Genomic DNA, 19920 nt, shown 5'->3' on the forward strand with positions numbered 1-19920 from the left:
ATTCCAACATGCCTCTTACCACCCAAAAAACCGACGTCCAGACCGTGCTCCAGCGGTTCGAGCAATTCTGGGAAGCGCTGCAATGGGACGCGCTGGCCGGTCTGTGGGCGCACTCTGCGGATGTCACCTACATGGCCCCGGAACTGGACGACATCCTCTCAGGGTGGACTGCCATCGCCGGTCACCTGGCGCGCACACGTTCCAGGATCGTCGACGCTTCCGTCTCCATCCCCAGATCCTGGATTCGTGAGATTGCACCGGACACGATGCTCGCGATCTTCGTCGTGAAATGGCGTATTCGCAGCATCGAGTCCGACGAGCCGCGAGTCGCCGCTGCCCGTGTCACTGCGGTGCTCCAGCTTGAACGCGATGGCCAGTGGAGGTTTATCCACTACATGGAGGAGTCATACTACCTCCCGGACGGTGCCGAGCCGCCCAATCTCCTCGACGACCTCGAAGCCCCTTTTGCCACCTAACTCATCCGAGTGAACTCTTCCTTCTCCTTCAAATAGCATGAGGTCGGCGTCACCAAGCCCAGGAAGGACCCGTACCGCTCGGCGGTGCGGGTCCTTCTTCGCGTATTTCCAGTGACAAGGCCGTTCCGCTACGAGTTCCGCTGACACGCCGTCGGTCACATATCCCGACTGCTGGCGGTCGGCCGAGGGGGCTTGCCGCCGTTATGTAGAATTCAGCTCCACCGGCCAACAATGCGTCGTGAAGTGATGCGTTGATGGAAGGACGCCGGAGTAACTCCTCTTGCGATCGTTCGGAGGGTGCCAGTCCTTGTGGGAGGACGAATTGCTGCAGCTGGCCACCTCAGGCGCCGCAACCCGGTTCTGCCGGGATTCATCGTGCTGCACCCCTCAGTATCGGGGCCAGCGACCTTGCCATTCCTACACTGGATATGTTGTTGACCGGCGGAAGGGTGGCCGTCAGTTATTCGTAGGACTATTGGGAACAGGGGCAGCACTCGGGTCGCTATCGCGAGGAGGTTGCCACGGCCTGATCCGCCTTAATGATCCTCGCCCTCGCTTATGGGTTTCAGGTCAGTGGTTTCCGGACCAGCCATTGCGTGCCGGGAGTTGGAGGACTCACCATACGACATCGGGTCCTCTGCCCTGGCTTGAGCCAAGCCATCGCGACACCATACGGATTTCCCGGATCACTGGCTCAGCAGAAGGGGTTACGAGCGGTTACGGGTGGGTCGGGCGTTTCGACCGTCCGTCAGAACCCGCAACAACCGAGCACGAGCACTCGGTTCAATCTTGAACAGCGGACCGGAACCATGCCCGACAGGACGGGGCCGGCTCTGTTCAACTTCTTTCGCGAGACACTCTCCCGCCTTGCCTGCTGTTATCCCGCCCACGGCCATTACAAACGTTGGGTGCAACATCGTGAGGTCTTCACAGGCTGCTCGCAGCTCTGGAGCCGTTCGAGCGAGATCTGGGGAGCTGGACCGCCCCAGCTGAGCTCGCCCTGTCGTAACCTCGGTAGCCGAGGAGCTCGCGCCCAGGTGTTAGCGCCAACCGAAAATAGGGCCCTTAGTGCCAATTGAAAACGGGGCCACGGGGTTGTGGTTCTATTGTGCCGGACTGGCGTCGGATTGGTGTTTCTTAAGCCGGTAGCTGTTGCCTTTGAGGCTGATCACGTCGCGTGGTGGACGATCCGGTCGATCATGGCTGACGCGATGGTCAGGTCACCGAAGCCCAACCCCACCAGCTCGACCAGTTCGGTCAGGATCCGGCCCTTTTGCACGTGTAAGCCTGTATGTTCTGAGGTTGGGTGTCTCGGGCGGCCACTCGGTTGAAATTCCTGGGGAATCAACTGTGAGCTCCCCGACTCCGCTTTCGTCCATGCGGTTGTAACTGGTGTGAGACGCAGGAGGTCGGCGAAGAGGCCGCATGATCATCGCTCCTCCTATGAAGGAGTCTGTCCTATCTGCACGTGCCCGCCGTGAACTTCGGCTTGCAGAGCAGCAATGTTTTCGTGCGTTCGGGTATCAAAGCCGCGTAAACCAGTGCTTCAACACGAGCGCCTGCCCCGGCAGGTGCTCGTGTTGAAGCATCGCAACGGCGCGAGCGACGAGGCGTAAGAAACCGCGACCACCCCGCAGCGTTCGCCATCGGACGGGCCAACGTGCGCAAATGCCTGATATTTCGGATGAAGCGGAGTTCAGCCCGAGGCTCAGTCCAGGCAGATACTTACGACCTTCGTGGGGGTCTCAAAGTGAGCAACGAATCGATCCGGCCGATCCTGGAGATCTTCAGTTTTGCTCTGCGACCACATGGCCATTCTCCACAAGAAGTCAGGCCGCGATTCGCTCGTCGATTGGCTCCTCGGCAGCTGTCTCCTCAAGTCGCTTCAGGGCTCGCGGGTGTGTAGCCACGACTTGGAGGACCACCATGGCTGCTGCAGCTGCTGCGAAAAAGATGAAGAACATCGTGTAACTGAGCGTGGCATCGTAGATAAAACCACCGATAGCTCCGACGACGGCGCCACCAAGTGCTGCGCTCACATTGATTGAAGCAAGAATGCTACCGAACTCTTTCAGCCCAAACATCCGAGGGAGAATCATGGCAGCGTACATTCCGCCGAACTGCGTGATCGCGAGGCTTGCAGCGATGAAGATTGCTCCCCCCGTTCCGGACACGTAGACCGCAATTGAGCTGAAGACCATCACGCCTAGGCCGAAGACAAGACCGGCGGGAAGACCGCCGACACGATCAGCCAGAGCACCGTACGCGAAGTTCCAGATCATCGCAGCGAAGTTCTTCACAGAAAGGATGAGGGCGGCAGCGATGGCTGTAACGCCGCCGGCGGTCTCGAAAATTACGACCGCCTGTCCACCGAATGCCGTGGCCACACCGACGATCAAGAATACGGCGACGCTCACCAACCAGTACGAAGGCGTCCTCAATGCTTGCTTGAGAGTGAGGCCGGCCGGAGCTGCCACTGATGGCATGTGGATCCCAGAGTTAGAAAGTGCTTCCGGTCCCGCTTCAGATGCCGCGTGGATCGCCTCCCGAACTTCGGCGGAGGAGGCATCAAGCCTCGTTCCTGGTGCGGGATCATACGCGGTTAGTCCGTAGAATTCGGGTCGCTCAGGGATGAGCGCTAGAGCAGCAAAGAGCATCACCACAACGCAAAGGAGCCCATGCATCAAGAGCGTCGGAGTGAAACCGATCGACTGAATACCCCAGGCAATCGCCGGAGAGAGAGCAAGGGAAACTAGCGGGTATGCGATTGAGGGATAGCTGATCTTTTTCCCAACACCGCGAACGAACCACCACATGATGACGGCCTGGGCTACGACGAATCCGCACCCAGCAACACCCATCCCAAAGAGGAGGGCGGCGACATAGAGCAGCGGAAGCGATGTGGAGAAAGCCATGAGGAGGAAGAAAGCCGCATAGCAGGAGATCCCGATCATGAGAATCGAGCGGATTCTCATGTGGCGGAACATGGGCGCCAGGCTGAGGTTCGCGATCAGGCTGCCAATCGATGAGATAGAAAACAGCAAGATAATCTGGCCCACCGTTGCGCTGAACTGCACCGATAGCCCGCCGATATAGTTCGAGAGCACGATGAAGGTGCCGAAGTTCATTGAGACTAGAAGGATGCATCCAATCAATGCGCGGTTAGCGCGGGTCTTTGCTTCTTTCATAACGATGCTCCCTTGGATCGCTAAAGTGGGTAGGGGTGGACGATTCCTGACGGACTCGTCAAAGCATGAACGTAGCGGTGCTGCTTCGTCATTTTCAGGGTGAATATAAATAGGGTGCTATTTGAGTACATAGCAACCCCCTTATGCGATTGAGAGTAGCCCTTAGAGCTGCGAATAAAAGGAACCTAATTAGATGTGCGAACGCGTTCCTGGAAGAGTACAAGCGCCACGACGTGCTGCGGGTTCCGCGAATCCGCCCCCGAATCCCTGGCCGCCGCTCAGCACGACGGCCAGGCCTCTGCCTCGATGGGGGCCGAGACCTCTTCCTCGCCGAGCCGCGATCAACTGGGTCCGGAGCGCATTCGTCGCTGATGCCTCATCGCTTCGTTACCTCCGCAATCCGCGCTCAAAGACAGCACGATCTCATCCACGCCCGTTAGCCGGCGCTGCCGTTTGCGCACGATCTGCGGATCGAACGTCGAACCGGTGTCCCGCGGCACATCGATCTCCACTGGCCCGATCTCGGTCAGCACGGTCTTGGTACGGGTACCGTTGCGGGAAATCCCGCTCCCGCGCCCGGACACGTCGTGTTTCCCTTATCCGAGGTGCTCGTCCATCTCCGCTTCCAGCGCGGTCTCCAGAACGTTTTTCGTCAGCCGGTTCACAGCCCATCCGGACCGACGAGCTCGATGCCCTGCTCCCGGGCCTGGGCCAGGAGTTGCTGCGCTAACTCTTGCTGATCCACATCAGTCGCCATGGGATCCATGGTTCCGCTCATGATCAGTCCTCCCCGCCAGGCAACGCCCGGCGTGTCAGGCCAACCACAAATCCACCGTTATTCAGACACTCGCCATGGCGAGAGCATTGAGGACCTCCTACCTGGTCTTGTTCCCCGTAGGAACCTTGCTCCTGATCGGCCTTGGCTTCATCGTGTCTGCCATTGCACTTCAAATCGACTTCGACGATTGGATTGGACCTCTTGGAGTTGGCGTTTCCGCCGCGTCGCTGGGAGCTTTCATAGGTGGGTTCGTCTATGCCAGGAAAAGAGTAAACCCGCTGGTGCGTTCCCAGCGACAAAGTGCAGCGATTTGGTTGGAAAAGCCTGAACGCAAGAACGTGAGTGATCAGATATTCGGGAAAGGTCCCCCTAGTCCTGAGCACCTGCCCGCCGTTCGAGGAATCGCTGCACAGACCAGACAGGCTTTTGCCCTGCAGCTTCTGCTGGCGCCTGGATACATACTCATGTGCGCAGCGCAGTTGCTGCTCAACGTCCGCCAAGGCGTCGAGGGCATTTCGTGGATCTGGCCCGTCCTGACCGCACTCTTCCCGGGGCTCTTCACTTTTTCCATCTGGCAGTTCAAAAGATCCGGGCACTTCCTGAACATCACATCAGCGCAGAACCTGCCGAAGAGCTCAAGCTAGCAACTCGTCCCACATCAACACGTCCCGCTGCCAGTCTGACCCGTGACTGACAGACTCCAGTAGAAGTACACATTGTCGCAATGGGCCGAACCGACGCGGCTGAAGTTGGCTGAAATCACCGCCCTTCCGAATTATCATCAAGGAGTTTCTTGCGCGCGCTGCCCCAGCACAGGCCGGGGCGGCAGCGAGCGCCCAGCGGGCATACTAGACACCGGCGGCAGCGATCGTGCTTGCCGGGGCCTCAGCGTTCGGGGCGCCAGAGCAACCAGCCGCGGGCAGGATAGCCAGTGCGGCAAGCGATACGGTCCCGACAATCTTCTTCATGCGTCCCCTACGGTGGTTGGCTGGATAGCCGTATGCACCTTACCGAATTGGTCGGGGCATGCTGTGGATCGAGGCGCTGATCGCGTCGCTACGTTGATCTGGCCAGTGCAGCAGCATATCCGGATCCCTCCGCCACTTGACCGGCCGCACGCAGGCTGGCGGTTAGGATCGGTGCATCAATGTCTAAGGGGGACAACCGTGAGTGACCAGCCGAGCAAAGACGAGCTCCGCTTCCTACAGGAAATGGGAATGACCGAGGCTGAGCCTAGCCGCTGGAGTAGCGGTTGGCAGGGGAGTGACGCCGGCATGCAGGACTGGCTCGGCAATCTGGATGGGGTCGGTTCTGAACAGCTGGTCGAGATGCTTGAACCGTACAAGGGTCGCGTCTACGACCCGGCCTGTGGCTCAGGCGGCATGATCGTGCAGTCCGCCACCAACTTTGTGCAGGCCTACAGCTTGTCGGCATCAAAGATTGAGGGCGACGACCCCACCGGTGGTTCGGAGCTCCCGACCTGCGCCATGGGGTTGCCGACCGTGGATACCATAGATGAGCGCGAGGGCCGACCGTGAGCGATCTCGTGCAGGAGTCCGAGCGTGAGAACGCCTGGGGGCTTGTGCCGCTCACGCCCGAGTACCTGCCCGACGAGCACGGCGGATACGTCGATGCGATCGAGGCGGCGCTGGATGATGAACTGGTCCTCAATATCGCCCTCTCGGGAAATTATGGCGTCGGCAAGAGCAGCATTCTACGAGAAGTAGCTCGACGGCAAGATGGCCGGGTCGTTGAGTTGTCGCTCTCGACGCTCGCTCCCGTTGAGGCATCCGATCTTGACGTTTCGGTGCCCAAGCAGGCAACCACCCCGACCAACCGGATTCAGCAGGAGATCGTTAAGCAACTTCTCTACCGCGTGGAGCCGGGAAAGACGCCGGGATCACGCTTTGAGCGGATCGAGCGCATTAGCTGGAAGCGCGAGTTGGCAGTTGCTGGACTGGTTGGGTTCGCCGGCGCGGTAGTGTTCCTGCTCACGACTTGGTCGGCTCAGATTGCGACGGTGTTCAAGCCTCTCATCGACCTCGGTCTCTGGATCCACCTGATTATTTTGCTGCTTGCCGTATTGGCAGCGTTGGGTGTCCGCCGCCTCTTCTACGGGCGGATTCATATTAAGCAATTCACTGCAGGTTCCGCGACGGTCACGCTCGACGATAAGTCGGTGTCCTACTTCGACCAGTACCTTGATGAGATTGTCCACTTCTTCGAAGTCTCAAAGAAGCAAGATATCGTGATCTTCGAGGACATCGATCGCTTCAACAACTCCCACATCTTCGAGACCCTCCGATCGCTGAACACCCTCCTTAACGGTGCTCCTCAGATCAAGAAGAAGATCCGCTTCATTTACGCGATCAAGGACAGTATCTTTGACCGCATCGGCCTCGAGGACCAAGGCCGCAAGCTCGATCAGAGCATCATCGAGGCTGATGATCCCGCCCAAGCCGAGACGATTCGGGCGAACCGCACCAAGTTCTTCGACCTCGTCATTCCCGTCGTGCCGTTCATTACCCACCGAAGCGCACGAAACCTGGTGTCGCAGCTCCTGGGCAAATTAGACCACACAGTTAAGCCAGAACTGCTCGATCTGGCGGCACAGTACGTGCCCGACATGCGGCTTCTCAAGAATGTTCGCAATGAGTTCATCGTGTTCCGTGACCGGATCTTCTCGGGAGATGGCGCGCAACTCGACCTGAGCCAGACGGACCTCTTCGCGATGATGCTCTACAAGAGCACCCACCTCACCGACTTCGAAGGGATCCGGATCGGAAAGAGCAAGCTCGACGCCCTCTATGATGTGCAGCGCAAGCTTGTCGCCGAGAATATCCAACGGATCGAACGAGAACGACGTGTGAACCTCCAAGCCCTCGTGCGTCTCAATAGCGCAGACACTCGCAGTGCTCGTCTAGGCGACTTGCTTCTTGCGCACATGCAGCGAACAGCACTTTCGGCGTCGGTCCTTGGGAGTCAGCGACAGAACGCTGTGACGTATTCGGGCGATGGCACTTCGAAGTCCGACGCCGACCTCAGGAGTGCGGAGTTCTGGACAGAATTCGTTTCCGCGGATGGTGACCCGGTGTTGCGTCTGCAGATGACGTCCGGCCACCCGCTATCGTTCTCTCGATCGAGTCTCGCTGCCGCGCTCAGGGACCCTCTCGACATGGAGAATTGGAACGAAGCAGATCGCACCGCGATGAACGAGGAGATCGCTGAGAAGTCAGAGGCGATCAAGTTCCTGCGCGGCGCGGACATGGGTGCGCTGATCCAGCGTCCCGAGTTCCACGTGGAGCACGAAAATGAAGCGCAGTCACTCAATGCGATTGCCCGCGACCTGCTCACGCCGGGTCTTGCTTTCCAGCTCGTCCGCGCTGGATTTATCAACCGCAACTTCACTCAGTACACCTCGACATTCCACGGCGATCGGGTGAGCACGGCGGCGACGAACTTCATCATTCATCATGTCGAGCGAGACTCGATGGACGAACACTTCGAGCTAACTCCAGCCGATGTCGACATGGTCGTTCGCGAACGAGGCAAACAGGTGCTCAAGGAGTCTGCGCTCTACAACATCGCGATCCTCGATCACCTGCTTGACTCCGATGTCGAGGCTGCCGACGTCATGATTCGCTCCTTCATCAGCTTCGGTGAGAGCCAGATGAAGTTCCTCCAGGCGTTTCTCAGCTCTGGGAGTCAGCGCAGGTCGTTGGTTGAACGCTTGACCGCCATGTCGCCGCGAGTGCTGAAGTACCTCGTCAACGAGGCAGAACTGGACGATGCGTCACTGCTCGATCTCGCTGACGCTGCCTTGGAGAACCTTGCCGCGGGGACGAAGTACCTCACAGATGAGAACGTGGCGGTGTTCCTGCGTGAAAACTACGCGGACATCCCGGCGATGGCTGCGGTGGAGACGAGCCGTTTCCAGGCGGCACGTATCGCGGTACTGTTCGATGCCGCAGGAATCAAGCTGCCCTTGCTCTCTCCGCTGGCCATGAACGTCCAACGTCAGTTCATCGAACGCAGCCTTTATGAGATTGTGCGCGAGAATCTTCAGGCCGCGGTTGGTGTTGACGAGGGCCTCGCACTTGACTCCATTGGCGCTGCGGACCAGACCATCTACGGATACTGTGTTGACAACCTTGAGGCGTACCTGTCGGCAATTGATGAGGCAGTCCCGACCGTTGCCGCCGCCGACCGGTTCGTTGGCGTCATCGAGGACGTGCTCGCCCGCGCCGGCGGCGCCCACCTCGGCGAAGTGGTTGGAGGCTCTGCGGAGGCTTGTATCATCGATGATCTCGGGAAGGTCTCGACGGATGCCTGGGAAATCCTCGCGGAGCATGAGCGGTTCCCGGCCACCTTCGAGAACACAACCCGCTACATCGAATCCGTGGGTGCCCTCGACACGAAGCTGGCCAAGTTGCTCACCTCAGCCGGGTCAGTCTCTGGAATCGATGCCGCGGAAGAGGTCGCGAAAGAAGCACTTGCCAAGACCATCCTGACAGCGAAGGCGGTGCTTCCCTCCGCTGGGCTCCGTGCCCGACTCGTTGTCAGCCTGGACCTCGAGGACTACCTCGACGTCGATGACATTCCTGCCGAAACCGGTGAGCTCTTCGCCCTTCTCCGGAGCCATGACCTAATCGCTGACGACGCGACTTCATATGAGCGCCTCGCCGGAACGGACTGGCCAACGCGCGAGGCGTTTATCCACGAGTCGAAAAAGTTCAAGGACTTTGCGACACCGGCTCATGTACAGAGCGATCTCGCTGCGCTTTTTCAGAGCGAGAAGGTCGACACCGCGATCAAGGCGATGATCGTTGAGCGTGCTGACGAGTTCGCCGAGGGGCTCGGGGCGAGCGGGCTGAGTCAGCTTGCGCGATTCGCTACGCAGAACAAGCGTCACGTTTCCGAAGATGTCGTCTACAAGATGGCGCTCGGTTCCGTCCCCGCACAGTACATCGTGCTCCTACTCGAGCCGCATCTTGTCTCGATCGCACGGGAACGGCTGTTCATGATCCTGCAGTCGCTCGGCGGCGACTACCCTAAGCTGACTTCGGTCGGGCATGACAAGCCGAGGATCCCAAACACCGCGGCGGATCGTGTTCTGCTCGATTGCATGAAGCTACACGGAACGGTGAACTCTTACGACTCGCACGCCTCGCCGATCAAGGTGAACAAGAAGCACAAGTAGCTGACGGCACGGTGGCGTGGAAAGTCAGGCTGGAGCATGGCCGGGCGCACTGTCCCTTGGCTTTGCCACTACGGCCGCAGCCGCGTCGCGGTGCCCCAGAGTCGTCGACTGATCGCGGGAACAGTTCTCGTCATCAGTTCTGCGGATGTTTTGCTCCCGGTTCCGGCCCAGAACCGGACGTGGCCACGGCCTTTGGGGGTGTGCACAATGTGCACACTTCGGGCTTCGGATCGGGTCGTACTGGTGGCGAACTGGCCCGGACCCGGCATGTTCCCGGGAGTTCCCAGTATTTGCAAGGGCCGGAGTCCGGTTCGAGTCCCACCTCGGGCACGGCATACCCCCTCGTCAGAGGGGGTTTTTGCTTTAACGTGTGTACAAATTAGGTAGTCAGGTCCCTCTGACACTGGCCGCGGGGTGTGCCTGGCGCCGCGGGTCGCCTGTTTGGTTGTGGGGGAGCGGGTTCAGGGTCGTGGCTGGCTGGCCCTCCGCTTGCTCTGAACTGGGGCTATAGGTTCCTTTCTTGGTCCGTTCGGTAGGTCGCGGTTGGCCTACACCTCTTCATGGGTAGAGGGAGTGCGCGCAACATGACTTCGAGATCCTGCGTCTAAGGCGTTGGTTTCGGCTCGTTCTTTGGGCGAGGAAGCCGGCCATGCCGATGCTTTGTCAGGCCAAAGAAGGTGTGTACATTGTCCACACTTAAATCTTCTTTATTGCGACCAACTGCATCCATGTGGTCTTCCCTCCTTGGGCCCATATCTGCTCATGCACGTGAGTGCCCATAGCCACATGACGCCGATTCGCAAACGCACCCTCGAGGTTCACCCTCGACGTGAGGGTTCAGTCGCTACGTTCGATCGAGTGCCTTCAGGATTGGTAGTCGCATCCGTGCTGTCGCCGTGACACGACTGAATGGGGCGCGCGCCGGACATAGACGACCGCTCCCCTAGCGGTGCCTCCGGCACATCGCAGTTCACGCCATCGTCGGTTGAGCATGTCCAAGACGATCGCTTTGCCGGTAGGGCGTGCATATGTCGCCCTTGGCCGCAGCGGGATGCCGCTCCTTTTTGCTACAGCCGAGAGGTAGGCAATGATTGCTAAGTTCAACCTAGGCAGGCTCGGCCACTGCTCGTTGACGTCGATTCAGGGACCACTGGGCGACTTCTGTGGCCACCGCCCAGTACCGTGTAAGGTCCAGTTCGCCGCCAGGACCTAACTCCATACATATGGCACAACGAAGATTCGACCAGCCACTTTCCCGGCTTGTAATCCGCTATCAACAAATATCGGTGAAGTTAGACGCGCCTAGCCTGATGGGAGTCTCCGTTCGTTGGATCTGGACCTTAGGTTTACTCGCTCGTGCAGCACATTGCCTGGCTCAGATGGCTCGTCGCTCCGAGGAGTTGCCCATCAGCAATAGCAAGACAGCAGCGATGAGCACGAGGGCTGCGGCGACTCGGAAGTTGAGGAGCAGTCCAGTCAAAAAATCCGTCTGCAGGGTGAGCACGGCACCAAAAGTCGCGACGCCCAGGGCGCCGCCCAGCTGCCGTGCTGAATTGAGGACTCCTCCGGCGGTTCCCGCGCGTTGGGCTGGAACGCGGTCCACAATGAGGGTGGTAAGCGGTGGAACAGTAAACGACCCACCAACACCAATGGGAACCATCACAAGCGCCACGATGACGACTGGTGCGTCTTGCGGTAGCAGGCTGAGGGCCACAAGTCCGGTGGCTACGCTGACTTGACCGCCAACTACGGTTTGCAGTTTGCCGAATCGTTCCATGGCAAGCGCAACCAACGGATTGAGGAGGACGACAAGCAAGCTCATGGGAAGGAAAAGCAACCCCGTGGTCAGGGGGTCGAGGGCTCGGTACTGCTGGAAGTAGAGGCTTTGAAGGCAGACGACCCCGCAGAAGGCGGCCATATTCACAAAGGCAACACTTAGCCCTAGTACTGAGGCAGACGAGCTGAAGAGACTCAGCTGAATCATTGGGTGCCGTCCTCGAACTTGCGAGAATACGAATACGACACAACCAACAATTCCGAGGGCAAAGGACCCGAGGACTTGGGCACTTTCGTAACCCTGCTCTGCTCCTTCGATGATTCCAAAGGTCAGTCCGCCGAGTCCCAGCATGACTGTTATCTGTCCGGTCCAATCAAAGGGCCGCGGCTGCACTGCGGACCTCGGAACCTTAGACAAAATTAAGAGGGCAACAGCACCGACTGGAATGTTGATGATGAAGATGAGGCGCCAGTCCAATTGGGTGAGAGCACCGCCTACTATGGGGCCAGCCGCGGTAGCGATTGAACCTCCCAACGCCCACCTGACGATCGCCTTTCCTCGCTCCGTGGCCTCTGGGAAGGACTCCCGAATCAACCCAAGCGAGCTCGGGGTCATCATCGCGGCTCCCACCCCTTGCAGAATTCTCCCAGCGACTAGGAGAATCAGCGATGGCGCAAGGGCGCAGGCCATTGAGGCGACGATGAAAATGGCCAAGCCGATCCCGAACGTGCGCCGAGCTCCCATGCCATCTGAGAGGGTCCCGCTGAACAGTTGAAGCGCAGAAAAAGTGATCAGGTAACTTGTCACGACCCATTGAAGTCCAGCTAGGCCGCCACCAAAGCTGATTCGGATGTCGGGTAGCGCTACGTTAACAATCTGCGCGTCCAGCGCGATGACGAAGAACCCCAGCATTGCGACAGCGAGCGGTGCTATCGGTTCCCTTGAGCGGATGGGGTTTTCGGTTGCGGCGGTCACCGTTTCTCCTGCGGGTGTATTTACGATCTTCAAAAGTATCTATGGCTGTTCTGGGCGTGCCTGAGTGAAGAAAATTAGGGTGCCGGGGAGGCTTCCCGCCAGCCTTCCAGTCGGCATACGGCTGTGCTGCACGTGTGGCCGAAAGCAGCATAAGGAACCGGGTACTTAGGAGCTCGAAGCACCAGATGGCAAGCATTAGAAGGTTAGAACCAGACGGCCTCGAACGCCGCCCGCCTCAATCGCGCGATGTGCCGCGGCTGCTTCCTCGGCCGGGTAACTTCTGGCCACCCGCGGGGTAAGAACGCCTTTCTCGATGCTTTGCCTCAGTTTCGCCAAGAGGTCCCCCCGGCCAGCGCCCTGGCTGACAGAGACGTGTTCCTTCCGGATTCCGCGCCCGGGGTCTCCGCTCCACGCCCGGACGATGACCATTGTTCCGCCGTCGGCAATGGCAGGAGTGACCTCAATGTTCTGCACGGACGCGTCCACCAATCCGGCCACGCCGGCCGGTTGAAGATCTCGGATACGTCCTGCGACGTCCACCCCGCGCCGGACAACATGGTGCGCTCCCAAACCTCGTACTAGTGCTTCGTCAGCCTCTGAAGCATCTGCAATAACTTGTAGTCCTGCAGCCCGCGCGAGCTGAACGACGTATCCACCGAGTGCCCCAGCTGCACCGGTCACCGCAATTATCGCGCCCTTCGAGAGCGCCAAGGTGTCCAAGGCCATGACAGCAGTCAGTCCATTCATCGGGAGAGTTGCGGCGGCGAGGCTATCCATCCCCTTCGGTGTTGGAAACACGTGGGAGGCCCTCACGATAACGTGCTCTGCATAAGCGCCTCCACGGGGGCCGAACGGAAGGACGATCGCTGTGACATCCTCGCCAACCCTTAGGGATACTCCTTCACCAACCTCGTCAATCGTTCCAGCCGCCTCCATGCCGACGACGTAGGGCCGTTCCAAAGTTGTCATGGCTTGCTGACTCATGCCGGCGCGGGCCATCGAGTCTGCGGGGTTGACCGTGGCTGCCCGCACACGGATGCGGACCTCTCCTGGCCCGGCGTGCTGGTCTGGATGGTCGAATACATGCAGGACTTCAGGCCCTCCGAACTGACTAAATCCAATGGCTTTCACTTTACGGAGCTCCTTTTGGCTGAGGGGTGGGCGAACGTCCACAAGAGGGCTCACCGCCGTTTGGTGTCAATTTTTACGGTCGGTTCGCAAGCCCTGCCGGTATCTTGAGCCTCAATGGCGCGGCTCGGTCGCGTGGTGGTGGTGGTTTTAGAGTTGGATGCCGGTGTATTTGGTTTCTTGGTAGGCGTCGAGGCCTTCGGTTCCGCCTTCGCGGTGGAGTCCGGATTGGTTGGTTCCGCCGAAGGGTGCTGCGGGGTTGGAGACGAGTCCGCGGTTGATGCCGGTCATGCCGGCGTCGATGGCGTTTGCGACTCGTAGTGCGCGGGCGAGGTTTTCGGTGAAGACGTAGGAGGCTAGCCCGTAGGGGGTGTTGTTGGCCTCGTGGATGGCGTCGGCTTCGGTGTCGAACTCGTATATTGCTGCGACGGGGCCGAAGATTTCTTCGGTGCGGATGTGTGCGTTTGCTGGGATGTGGGTCAGGACGGTGGCGGGGTAGTACGAGCCTGGGCCTTCGGGAATAGTTCCGCCCGTCAGGCAAACGGCGCCCTTGGCGATGGCGTCGGCAACCAATGCGTCCACCGTCTTTACTTGTTTTGCATCCACAAGCGGACCCAGGTCCGTGTCGGGGTGTGCGCCGTCGCCGAGGCGAGCAGCGGCCATCCTCTCGGTGAAGCGGGCGGTGAATTCGGCAGCGATGCCGTTTTGCACGTAGATGCGGTTGGCGCCGACGCAGGATTGGCCTCCGTTGCGGAGTTTGGCGAGCATGGCGCCTTCGACGGCCTGGTCAAGGTCGGCGTCGTCGAACACGATCAGGGGTGCGTTGCCACCGAGCTCCATGGAGGTGTTCATGACGTTGTTGGCTGCTTGGGCCAAGAGCGCGCGCCCAACCTGTGTAGATCCGGTGAAGGAGATCTTGCGGACGCGTGAGTCCTTCATGATGGCGGCGATAACGTTGCGGGAGTTGTTGGTGGTGATGACGTTGACAACACCGGCGGGGGCGCCTGCTTCTTCGAGAACCCGGGCCAGTAGCAGCGATGTCAAGGGTGTCAGCTCGGCGGGTTTGAGGATGGTGGTGCATCCTGCGGCGAGGGCGGGGGCGATTTTCCGGGCGCCCATCGCGAGCGGGAAGTTCCAGGGTGTGATGAGCAGGGAGGGGCCTACGGGGCGTTTGGAGACGGCGATCTGGTAGTTGCCTCCGGGTTCGACGCCGTATTGGCCTTCGGTGTGTATCCGGCCGGCGGATTCGGCGAACCAGCGGAAGAACCCGGCGCCGTAGTCGACTTCGGTTTGGGCTTCCGGTAGGGGTTTACCCATTTCTGCGGTGATTAGTGCCGCGAACTCGTCGCGGCGGGCGAGGATTCCTTCGTAGGTGCGGAAGAGGATGTCGGCGCGGTCCCGGGCCGGCGTCGCAGCCCAAGTATCTTGGGCTGCGACGCCAGCATCCAACGCGGCCAAACCGTCCTGGACTGAGGCATCCGCCACTGCAGCGACGAGACCGCCGGTGGCTGGGTTGATAACGGGAACGGTCCGGCCCTCGGCGGCCGGGATCCAGGCCCCGCCGATGGGCATGAGGTTCTCCGGGAATCCAAGTGGGGGAGCGGGGGCGGTGGTGGTGGTTTCCATTGAAGTTCTCGTGCTTTCAGCAGGTTGGGTTCCTGCCGGGCCGATAGGCCCGGCAGGAAAGGTGTGGGTGTGGTTAGGACGCTTCGGTCAAACGTGGGGTGAGCCAGTTTTGGAAGCGGTTGCCGTGGGTGACGGGGTCGATGAGGAGGAGTTTGGTGCCTGGTTCGTTGCCGGGTTCGGTGCGGGTGTGGATGAACCAGGGTCCGTCTTGGGTGAGGGTTTGTTTCAGGGCGAGGGTGAGTTCTTCGGGGGTTTCGGCGCGGAGGACTTTGAGGTCCACGGATTCGGCGAAGCGTCCGAGGTCGATGGTGACTGCTTGGGTGGGGATGGAGGCGGTGGAGGCGTAGACGCCGTTATCGAGCAGGATGATGACGAGGTTTTCGGGGGCGAGGTAGCCGGCGGTGATGGCTGAGCCGGGGTTCATCAGGAGGGAGCCGTCGCCTTCGATGACCACGGCCCTTGTGACGCGGGTGTCCTTGATGGCTTGGGCGATGCCGGTGCCCACGGAGATGGCCAGGCCCATGGCGTCCAGGAGGTAGAGGTGGTTGGGGCGGTCTTCGACGGAGGCCAGTTCGCGGGAGGTCGCGGCGCAGGTCGCGATCACGGGAACGTCCGGGGTGGTCTGAACGATGGCTTGGAGGGCTTCGATGCGTTTCATGCTTTTGCCTTTGCGTCTTTGGGGTCGAAGAATTCCATGAGGACCACGACGGGTCGGTAGGTCATGCGGGCGTGGTTGCCGGCTTCGGCGACGGTCGCGCCCCAGTCCTGGGCGGTGTTGCGTCGGTCTACCTGGAATACGGGGATGTTCGTGGAGGCCAGCAACGCGGGGACGGGTGCGGAGATGGTGTGGATCATGGAGTTGTACTCGCCGAGCCCGCCGCGGGTGTTCGCGACGATGAGCAACGGCAGGTGGTAGGACACGGCGAACGTCGTCAATGCGGTCAGGGCGTTGCCGAAGCCGTTGTCCTGCATGATGATGACCCCGAATTTCCCGGCGAGCGGGTAGGCGCCAACAACACCGATGGCTTCTTCTTCGCGGGAGACGGGGTAGACCAGGGGCAGGTCCCCGTTGGTCTGGGCGGTCAGGACGCCGTTGATGATCGGGGCGATGGACGCGGAGGGGACGTAGGCGACGCCGTCGGGGGCCAGGCCCACGATCGCGTCCACCACCTCAGCATGGCGGTCCTGGGTAATAGTCGTAGACATGAATTTGGTCCTTATGAAGTGGGCGACAATTAGACAGCTAGTTTGTTGGGGAGGTTCAGGCTTGGGCCCTGGCTCGTTCCTGGGACTGCCGGATCAGGCCGAGGATGTGCGAGCGTAGTTCGCCGAAGAGTGGGCTTTCGCGGGTGGTGAATTGATCGCGCTCCGCGCCAAGTTCGACGTTGACAATCTCCTGGACGCTGGCCGGGTTCTTGGAGAGAACGACGATCCTGTCCGAGAGATACACCGCTTCGTCGATGTCGTGGGTGACCAGAACTACTGTCATGTGGCGTGAGCGCTGGAGTTCAAGTGTGAGGTCTTCAAGCTCCAGACGTGTCTGGGCGTCAATGGAGGCGAAGGGTTCGTCCATGACAAGAACTTCCGGTTCTGTGATGAGCGCGCGGGCAATCGCCACACGCTGTTGCATGCCGCCAGACAGTTGCCATGGGTATTTGTTTTCGGAACCATTCAGCCCAACGCTTGCAAGGGCTTCCCGGCTCATGCGCTTGACGTCGGTCTTGGGCAGCTTTCTATTAGTGAGGGCAAGCGCAACATTCTTTTCCGCCGTCATCCAAGGCATGAGCGAACGCGTGTACTCCTGGAAAACGATGGAGATCTTGGGGCTCGGTCCGCTAAGTTTCTGTCCGTCCAAAAGAACGTCGCCCTTGGTGGAAGGCATGAGGCTGGTCAGGCAGCGCAGCAAAGTCGTCTTGCCGGCGCCCGAAGGGCCGACCAGGCAGACGAATTCTCCGACGTGGACGTCGAAGTTGATGTCCTTGAGGACCTCATTTGCCATCGGGCCTTGGCCGTATGTTTTGGACAAGGACGAGATGGAAAGGCGGACGGGTTGGGATGTTTTCATGGCAATGTCTCTTTCAAGATGATGGAGGCGTGTGATCTGGTCTCAGCGGCTGCGGGTAGCAGCGCGCATGGCAACGTGCCACAAGAGCACGCGGTCCCGGATTGCAACGAAGAGAGCGTTCGCGAGGAACCCGATGATGGCCAGCAGGACGATGCCCGCCCAGACACTGGCGGAATCAAAAGTGAGCTGTGCCTGCATGGTGAGGTAGCCCAGGCCACGGACGGCAGCCAGCATCTCACTGGCAACCATCAGCACCAGCGCAAACTGGAGGCCGGTCTGCATACCACCAGCAATCGAAGGTGCGGCAGACGGTATCCAGGCGACCTGCAATTCACGCCACCGTGAAAGCTGCATGGAGCGGGTTACATCGATGAGAGCGGGGTCGGTCTGCCCCAACCCGTCGATGGTGGAGACAACCACGGGGAAGAACGCACCCAAAGTGATGATGGCGATCTTCGCTTCGTCTCCAATACCAAGGACCAGAACCAGCGGCGGGATCAGCATGATAGCCGGGACGGAACGGCCGAAGTCCAGCAGCGGGGTTACCAGAAGGCGGAGGAGCTTGATACGTCCAATGGCCAGGCCCGCGGCGATTCCGAGGACCGATGCCAGTGCGTATCCGATGATCAGATTCGTCAGGCTCGGAACCACGTCCGAGAGAAACCGGTCAAAGAGCCAGAGGGCTTGGAATTGAGCCGCTATCTCGTTCGGCGGCGGAAAGAACGGACTCGGCGTACTGGTGGTCCAAAGGGTGTACGCCACCACGACTATGATCGGGACGATAAGGCCGATACCAACCTTGCGCAAAAATTTCATGCTGTCACCTCAACTGTGCGACGGCCGTGAACAAGGGACTTCTCGGCCAGGGAAAGAACAATGGCGAACGCGGTACCAATCAGGCCGCTCCACACGATCAGCCCAAAGGCGACGTCGGCTTGAGCTGCCTCTTGAGCGATCAGGATGAGCTTCCCGAGTCCCGGCGAGCCAGCCAGCAGCCCGGCGCCGATGGAGAGCAGCAGTGCGGCACTTGCTGCGATGCGGACGCCGGTTGCGATGTAGGGGAGTGCGCTGGGGAGGACGACCGCCGTTTGAGTCTTCCGCCACGAAAGCGACATCGAACGTGCTGTATCAAGGGCAACGGGATCGACGTCCCGGACACCCACCTGAACCTGCACCAAAATTGGCCACACCGCACCAAATGCGGCGAGGAAGATGCCCAGATCCCGAGTTGGTCCAAAGATCAGAAGGACCAATGGCAGAATCACCACGGCCGGCAACGGGCGGAGGAACTGGATCATGGGGTCGAGGGCGTCGTTGGCGCCCCTGCTCAGGCCGGTGATGACGCCCACGATGATGCCGATGGCCAGGGCGATGGCCAGGCCGGTCAAAGCCATGGTCAGTGTCTCAACGACAGCCGACCAGAATCTGGGCTGTCCGGCAAGGCTAAAGGCCTGACCAAAAGAGGCCGATGCTGTGGGAATTCCTGACATGCCCTTCAGCGGCCCCACGGTAGTCGCGAGCTGCCAGAGGGTCACCCAGATGACCGCGCCGGCGAGACCGCCGAGGACCACTGACGTTCGTTTTCTAGTGCTTTTCAATGTATTTCCTGCCTCAGTAAGCGCGGCGTGCCGCGCTGGTCAGAGTCGGGCTAGGGGACGGTGTTGCGGGAGCCAGGCAATGACTGGAACCGCCGACCGAATCTGATATCGGTGCTTTACTCACACGGACCACCTTCCCGTTGAACAAGTCTGTGGTCTCAATCACAAGATTCACCTTCGATTCTTATGTATACATGGAGTGTACGTGATCCATGTTACTTTCACATTTCGTCCATGTAAAGCGTATTGGTCTGTGCGATAATGAGTTGCGAAGAGTGGGTATGGTTGCCCGCCGTGACCATGCTTGTCAGGCAGCGACTTCGCACCTGCTGGTGGGTTGAACATCGTTGGAACGCATTTCCTCAAGGAGCCGACACATGAAGCCGAGCGCTGTTGACAAAGCCTATGAATGGTTGCGCCAGAGAATTCTGGATGGAACGCTCCCCGGGGGGTCTTTCATCGAAGAGGAAACCGTCTGCGAGGCCACGGGCGTTTCCCGAACCCCCGCGCGTGAAGCGTTCAACCGTCTGGAAGGTGAGCGGTTTTTGACGCGTGTACCGCGGCGTGGTGCCCAGGTGAGGGTCCTGAACGCGGGAGATCTCTACGACTCGTTCAATGCCCGGTTCATGGTTGAGTCCCACGCTGCATCTGAGTTCTGCACCTCTGTTGCCGTGCTTCCGGAGGGGATGAGCCGGAACTTGCGGATTATGGATGAACTTGAGGACTTCAGCTCTGACGACGTTATCCTCCGGTATTTGGAGGCTGACCACGCCTTCCACTCTGCTCTCGTCCAGACACTGGGCAATCAGGCGATCATTGAGTTTTTCGAGTCGCTATGGCGAACCAGCCAATTTGCCTCCATATCCAGAGCAGGTTGGCTGCGCTCTCCAGAGTTCCGGAAGACCGTCTCTTCGCAGCACCACGCCATCTTCAGAGCCCTGGACAACAAGGACAAGGACGCAGCGATCGAGGCTCTTTCCGAGCATCTCCGCCTGTCTATGTCAGACATCCGTTCGTTTCCCAACAACGGCCTTGTGGCCACTTCATCAGCTATTCCGAAGTAGCTTACGACCGATGCTCGTATGACGATGCTGCGGGCTTCCTCTACT

General features: G+C 59.7%; 13 protein-coding genes and 2 pseudogenes. 5 read left to right on the plus strand and 10 right to left on the minus strand.

What is annotated here, in order from left to right; translation table 11 throughout:
- The first annotated feature begins 8 nt into the window (after positions 1 to 8).
- Positions 9 to 476 carry a YybH family protein gene (locus ACZ5G6_RS10490; RefSeq protein ID WP_498691315.1) on the plus strand — a complete coding sequence of 156 codons (468 nt, stop codon included), beginning with the start codon at positions 9 to 11 and terminating at the stop codon, positions 474 to 476.
- A 1829-nt stretch (positions 477 to 2305) separates the two neighbouring features.
- Here the strand turns inward: ACZ5G6_RS10490 and ACZ5G6_RS10495 are convergent.
- Positions 2306 to 3664: an MFS transporter gene (locus tag ACZ5G6_RS10495; protein WP_498691316.1), complete on the minus strand. Its 1359-nt coding sequence runs from the start codon at positions 3662 to 3664 to the stop codon at positions 2306 to 2308.
- A gap of 401 nt (positions 3665 to 4065) precedes the next feature.
- Positions 4066 to 4430: pseudogene (locus tag ACZ5G6_RS10500) on the minus strand (transposase); the annotation flags it as partial.
- 86 nt (positions 4431 to 4516) lie between these two features.
- On the opposite strand from ACZ5G6_RS10500, the gene ACZ5G6_RS10505 reads away from it, so the two are divergent.
- The 3 genes and pseudogenes from ACZ5G6_RS10505 (at position 4517) to ACZ5G6_RS10515 (ending at position 9642) form a co-directional block, all read left to right on the plus strand.
- Entirely contained in the window at positions 4517 to 5086 is a 570-nt protein-coding gene (locus ACZ5G6_RS10505) for a hypothetical protein (protein ID WP_498691318.1), read from the plus strand.
- Between the two features lie 675 nt (positions 5087 to 5761).
- Positions 5762 to 5863 (plus strand): annotated as a pseudogene (locus ACZ5G6_RS10510) (N-6 DNA methylase); the annotation flags it as partial.
- 113 nt (positions 5864 to 5976) lie between these two features.
- On the plus strand, positions 5977 to 9642 hold the full coding sequence (locus ACZ5G6_RS10515) for a YobI family P-loop NTPase (protein ID WP_498691320.1): 3666 nt from the start codon (positions 5977 to 5979) through the stop codon (positions 9640 to 9642).
- Positions 9643 to 11017: 1375 nt separating this feature from the next.
- Here ACZ5G6_RS10515 and ACZ5G6_RS10520 read toward each other — a convergent pair.
- From ACZ5G6_RS10520 to ACZ5G6_RS10555, 8 genes are all read right to left on the minus strand, one after another.
- On the minus strand, positions 11018 to 12394 hold the full coding sequence (locus tag ACZ5G6_RS10520; protein WP_498691322.1) for an MFS transporter: 1377 nt from the start codon (positions 12392 to 12394) through the stop codon (positions 11018 to 11020).
- Positions 12395 to 12589: 195 nt separating this feature from the next.
- Positions 12590 to 13525 (minus strand): NADP-dependent oxidoreductase, encoded by a 936-nt coding sequence (locus ACZ5G6_RS10525; protein ID WP_498691323.1) that lies wholly within the window; start codon positions 13523 to 13525, stop codon positions 12590 to 12592.
- A gap of 147 nt (positions 13526 to 13672) precedes the next feature.
- Positions 13673 to 15148: an NAD-dependent succinate-semialdehyde dehydrogenase gene (locus ACZ5G6_RS10530; RefSeq protein WP_498691325.1), complete on the minus strand. Its 1476-nt coding sequence runs from the start codon at positions 15146 to 15148 to the stop codon at positions 13673 to 13675.
- A 73-nt stretch (positions 15149 to 15221) separates the two neighbouring features.
- Positions 15222 to 15806 (minus strand): thiamine pyrophosphate-dependent enzyme, encoded by a 585-nt coding sequence (locus ACZ5G6_RS10535; protein WP_498691327.1) that lies wholly within the window; start codon positions 15804 to 15806, stop codon positions 15222 to 15224.
- Entirely contained in the window at positions 15803 to 16354 is a 552-nt protein-coding gene (locus ACZ5G6_RS10540; protein ID WP_498691329.1) for a thiamine pyrophosphate-binding protein, read from the minus strand. The genes ACZ5G6_RS10535 and ACZ5G6_RS10540 overlap by 4 nt, the downstream gene beginning before the upstream one ends.
- Positions 16355 to 16409: 55 nt before the next feature.
- Positions 16410 to 17213 carry an ABC transporter ATP-binding protein gene (locus ACZ5G6_RS10545; protein ID WP_498691333.1) on the minus strand — a complete coding sequence of 268 codons (804 nt, stop codon included), beginning with the start codon at positions 17211 to 17213 and terminating at the stop codon, positions 16410 to 16412.
- A 42-nt stretch (positions 17214 to 17255) separates the two neighbouring features.
- Positions 17256 to 18029 (minus strand): ABC transporter permease, encoded by a 774-nt coding sequence (locus ACZ5G6_RS10550; protein ID WP_498691335.1) that lies wholly within the window; start codon positions 18027 to 18029, stop codon positions 17256 to 17258.
- A complete protein-coding gene (locus tag ACZ5G6_RS10555; protein ID WP_144401349.1) occupies positions 18026 to 18811 on the minus strand; it encodes an ABC transporter permease in 786 nt (261 codons plus the stop codon). The genes ACZ5G6_RS10550 and ACZ5G6_RS10555 overlap by 4 nt, the downstream gene beginning before the upstream one ends.
- A 377-nt stretch (positions 18812 to 19188) precedes the next feature.
- Between ACZ5G6_RS10555 and ACZ5G6_RS10560 the strand changes: the two genes are divergently transcribed.
- Complete coding sequence (locus ACZ5G6_RS10560; RefSeq protein ID WP_498691339.1) at positions 19189 to 19875, plus strand: GntR family transcriptional regulator; 687 nt, start codon at positions 19189 to 19191, stop codon at positions 19873 to 19875.
- Positions 19876 to 19920 lie beyond the last annotated feature (45 nt).

The sequence above is a fragment of the Arthrobacter sp. TmtSoilC51 genome, assembly GCF_055388015.1.

Excerpts from the sequence above, each read along its gene's own strand:
- ACZ5G6_RS10540 (WP_498691329.1), bottom strand. The coding sequence starts at position 16,354 with ATGTCTACGACTATTACCCAGGACCGCCATGCTGAGGTGGTGGACGCG.
- ACZ5G6_RS10535 (WP_498691327.1), bottom strand. The coding sequence starts at position 15,806 with ATGAAACGCATCGAAGCCCTCCAAGCCATCGTTCAGACCACCCCGGAC.
- ACZ5G6_RS10495 (WP_498691316.1), bottom strand. The coding sequence starts at position 3,664 with ATGAAAGAAGCAAAGACCCGCGCTAACCGCGCATTGATTGGATGCATC.
- ACZ5G6_RS10545 (WP_498691333.1), bottom strand. The coding sequence starts at position 17,213 with ATGAAAACATCCCAACCCGTCCGCCTTTCCATCTCGTCCTTGTCCAAA.
- ACZ5G6_RS10490 (WP_498691315.1), top strand. The coding sequence starts at position 9 with ATGCCTCTTACCACCCAAAAAACCGACGTCCAGACCGTGCTCCAGCGG.
- ACZ5G6_RS10560 (WP_498691339.1), top strand. The coding sequence starts at position 19,189 with ATGAAGCCGAGCGCTGTTGACAAAGCCTATGAATGGTTGCGCCAGAGA.
- ACZ5G6_RS10550 (WP_498691335.1), bottom strand. The coding sequence starts at position 18,029 with ATGAAATTTTTGCGCAAGGTTGGTATCGGCCTTATCGTCCCGATCATA.
- ACZ5G6_RS10530 (WP_498691325.1), bottom strand. The coding sequence starts at position 15,148 with ATGGAAACCACCACCACCGCCCCCGCTCCCCCACTTGGATTCCCGGAG.
- ACZ5G6_RS10505 (WP_498691318.1), top strand. The coding sequence starts at position 4,517 with ATGGCGAGAGCATTGAGGACCTCCTACCTGGTCTTGTTCCCCGTAGGA.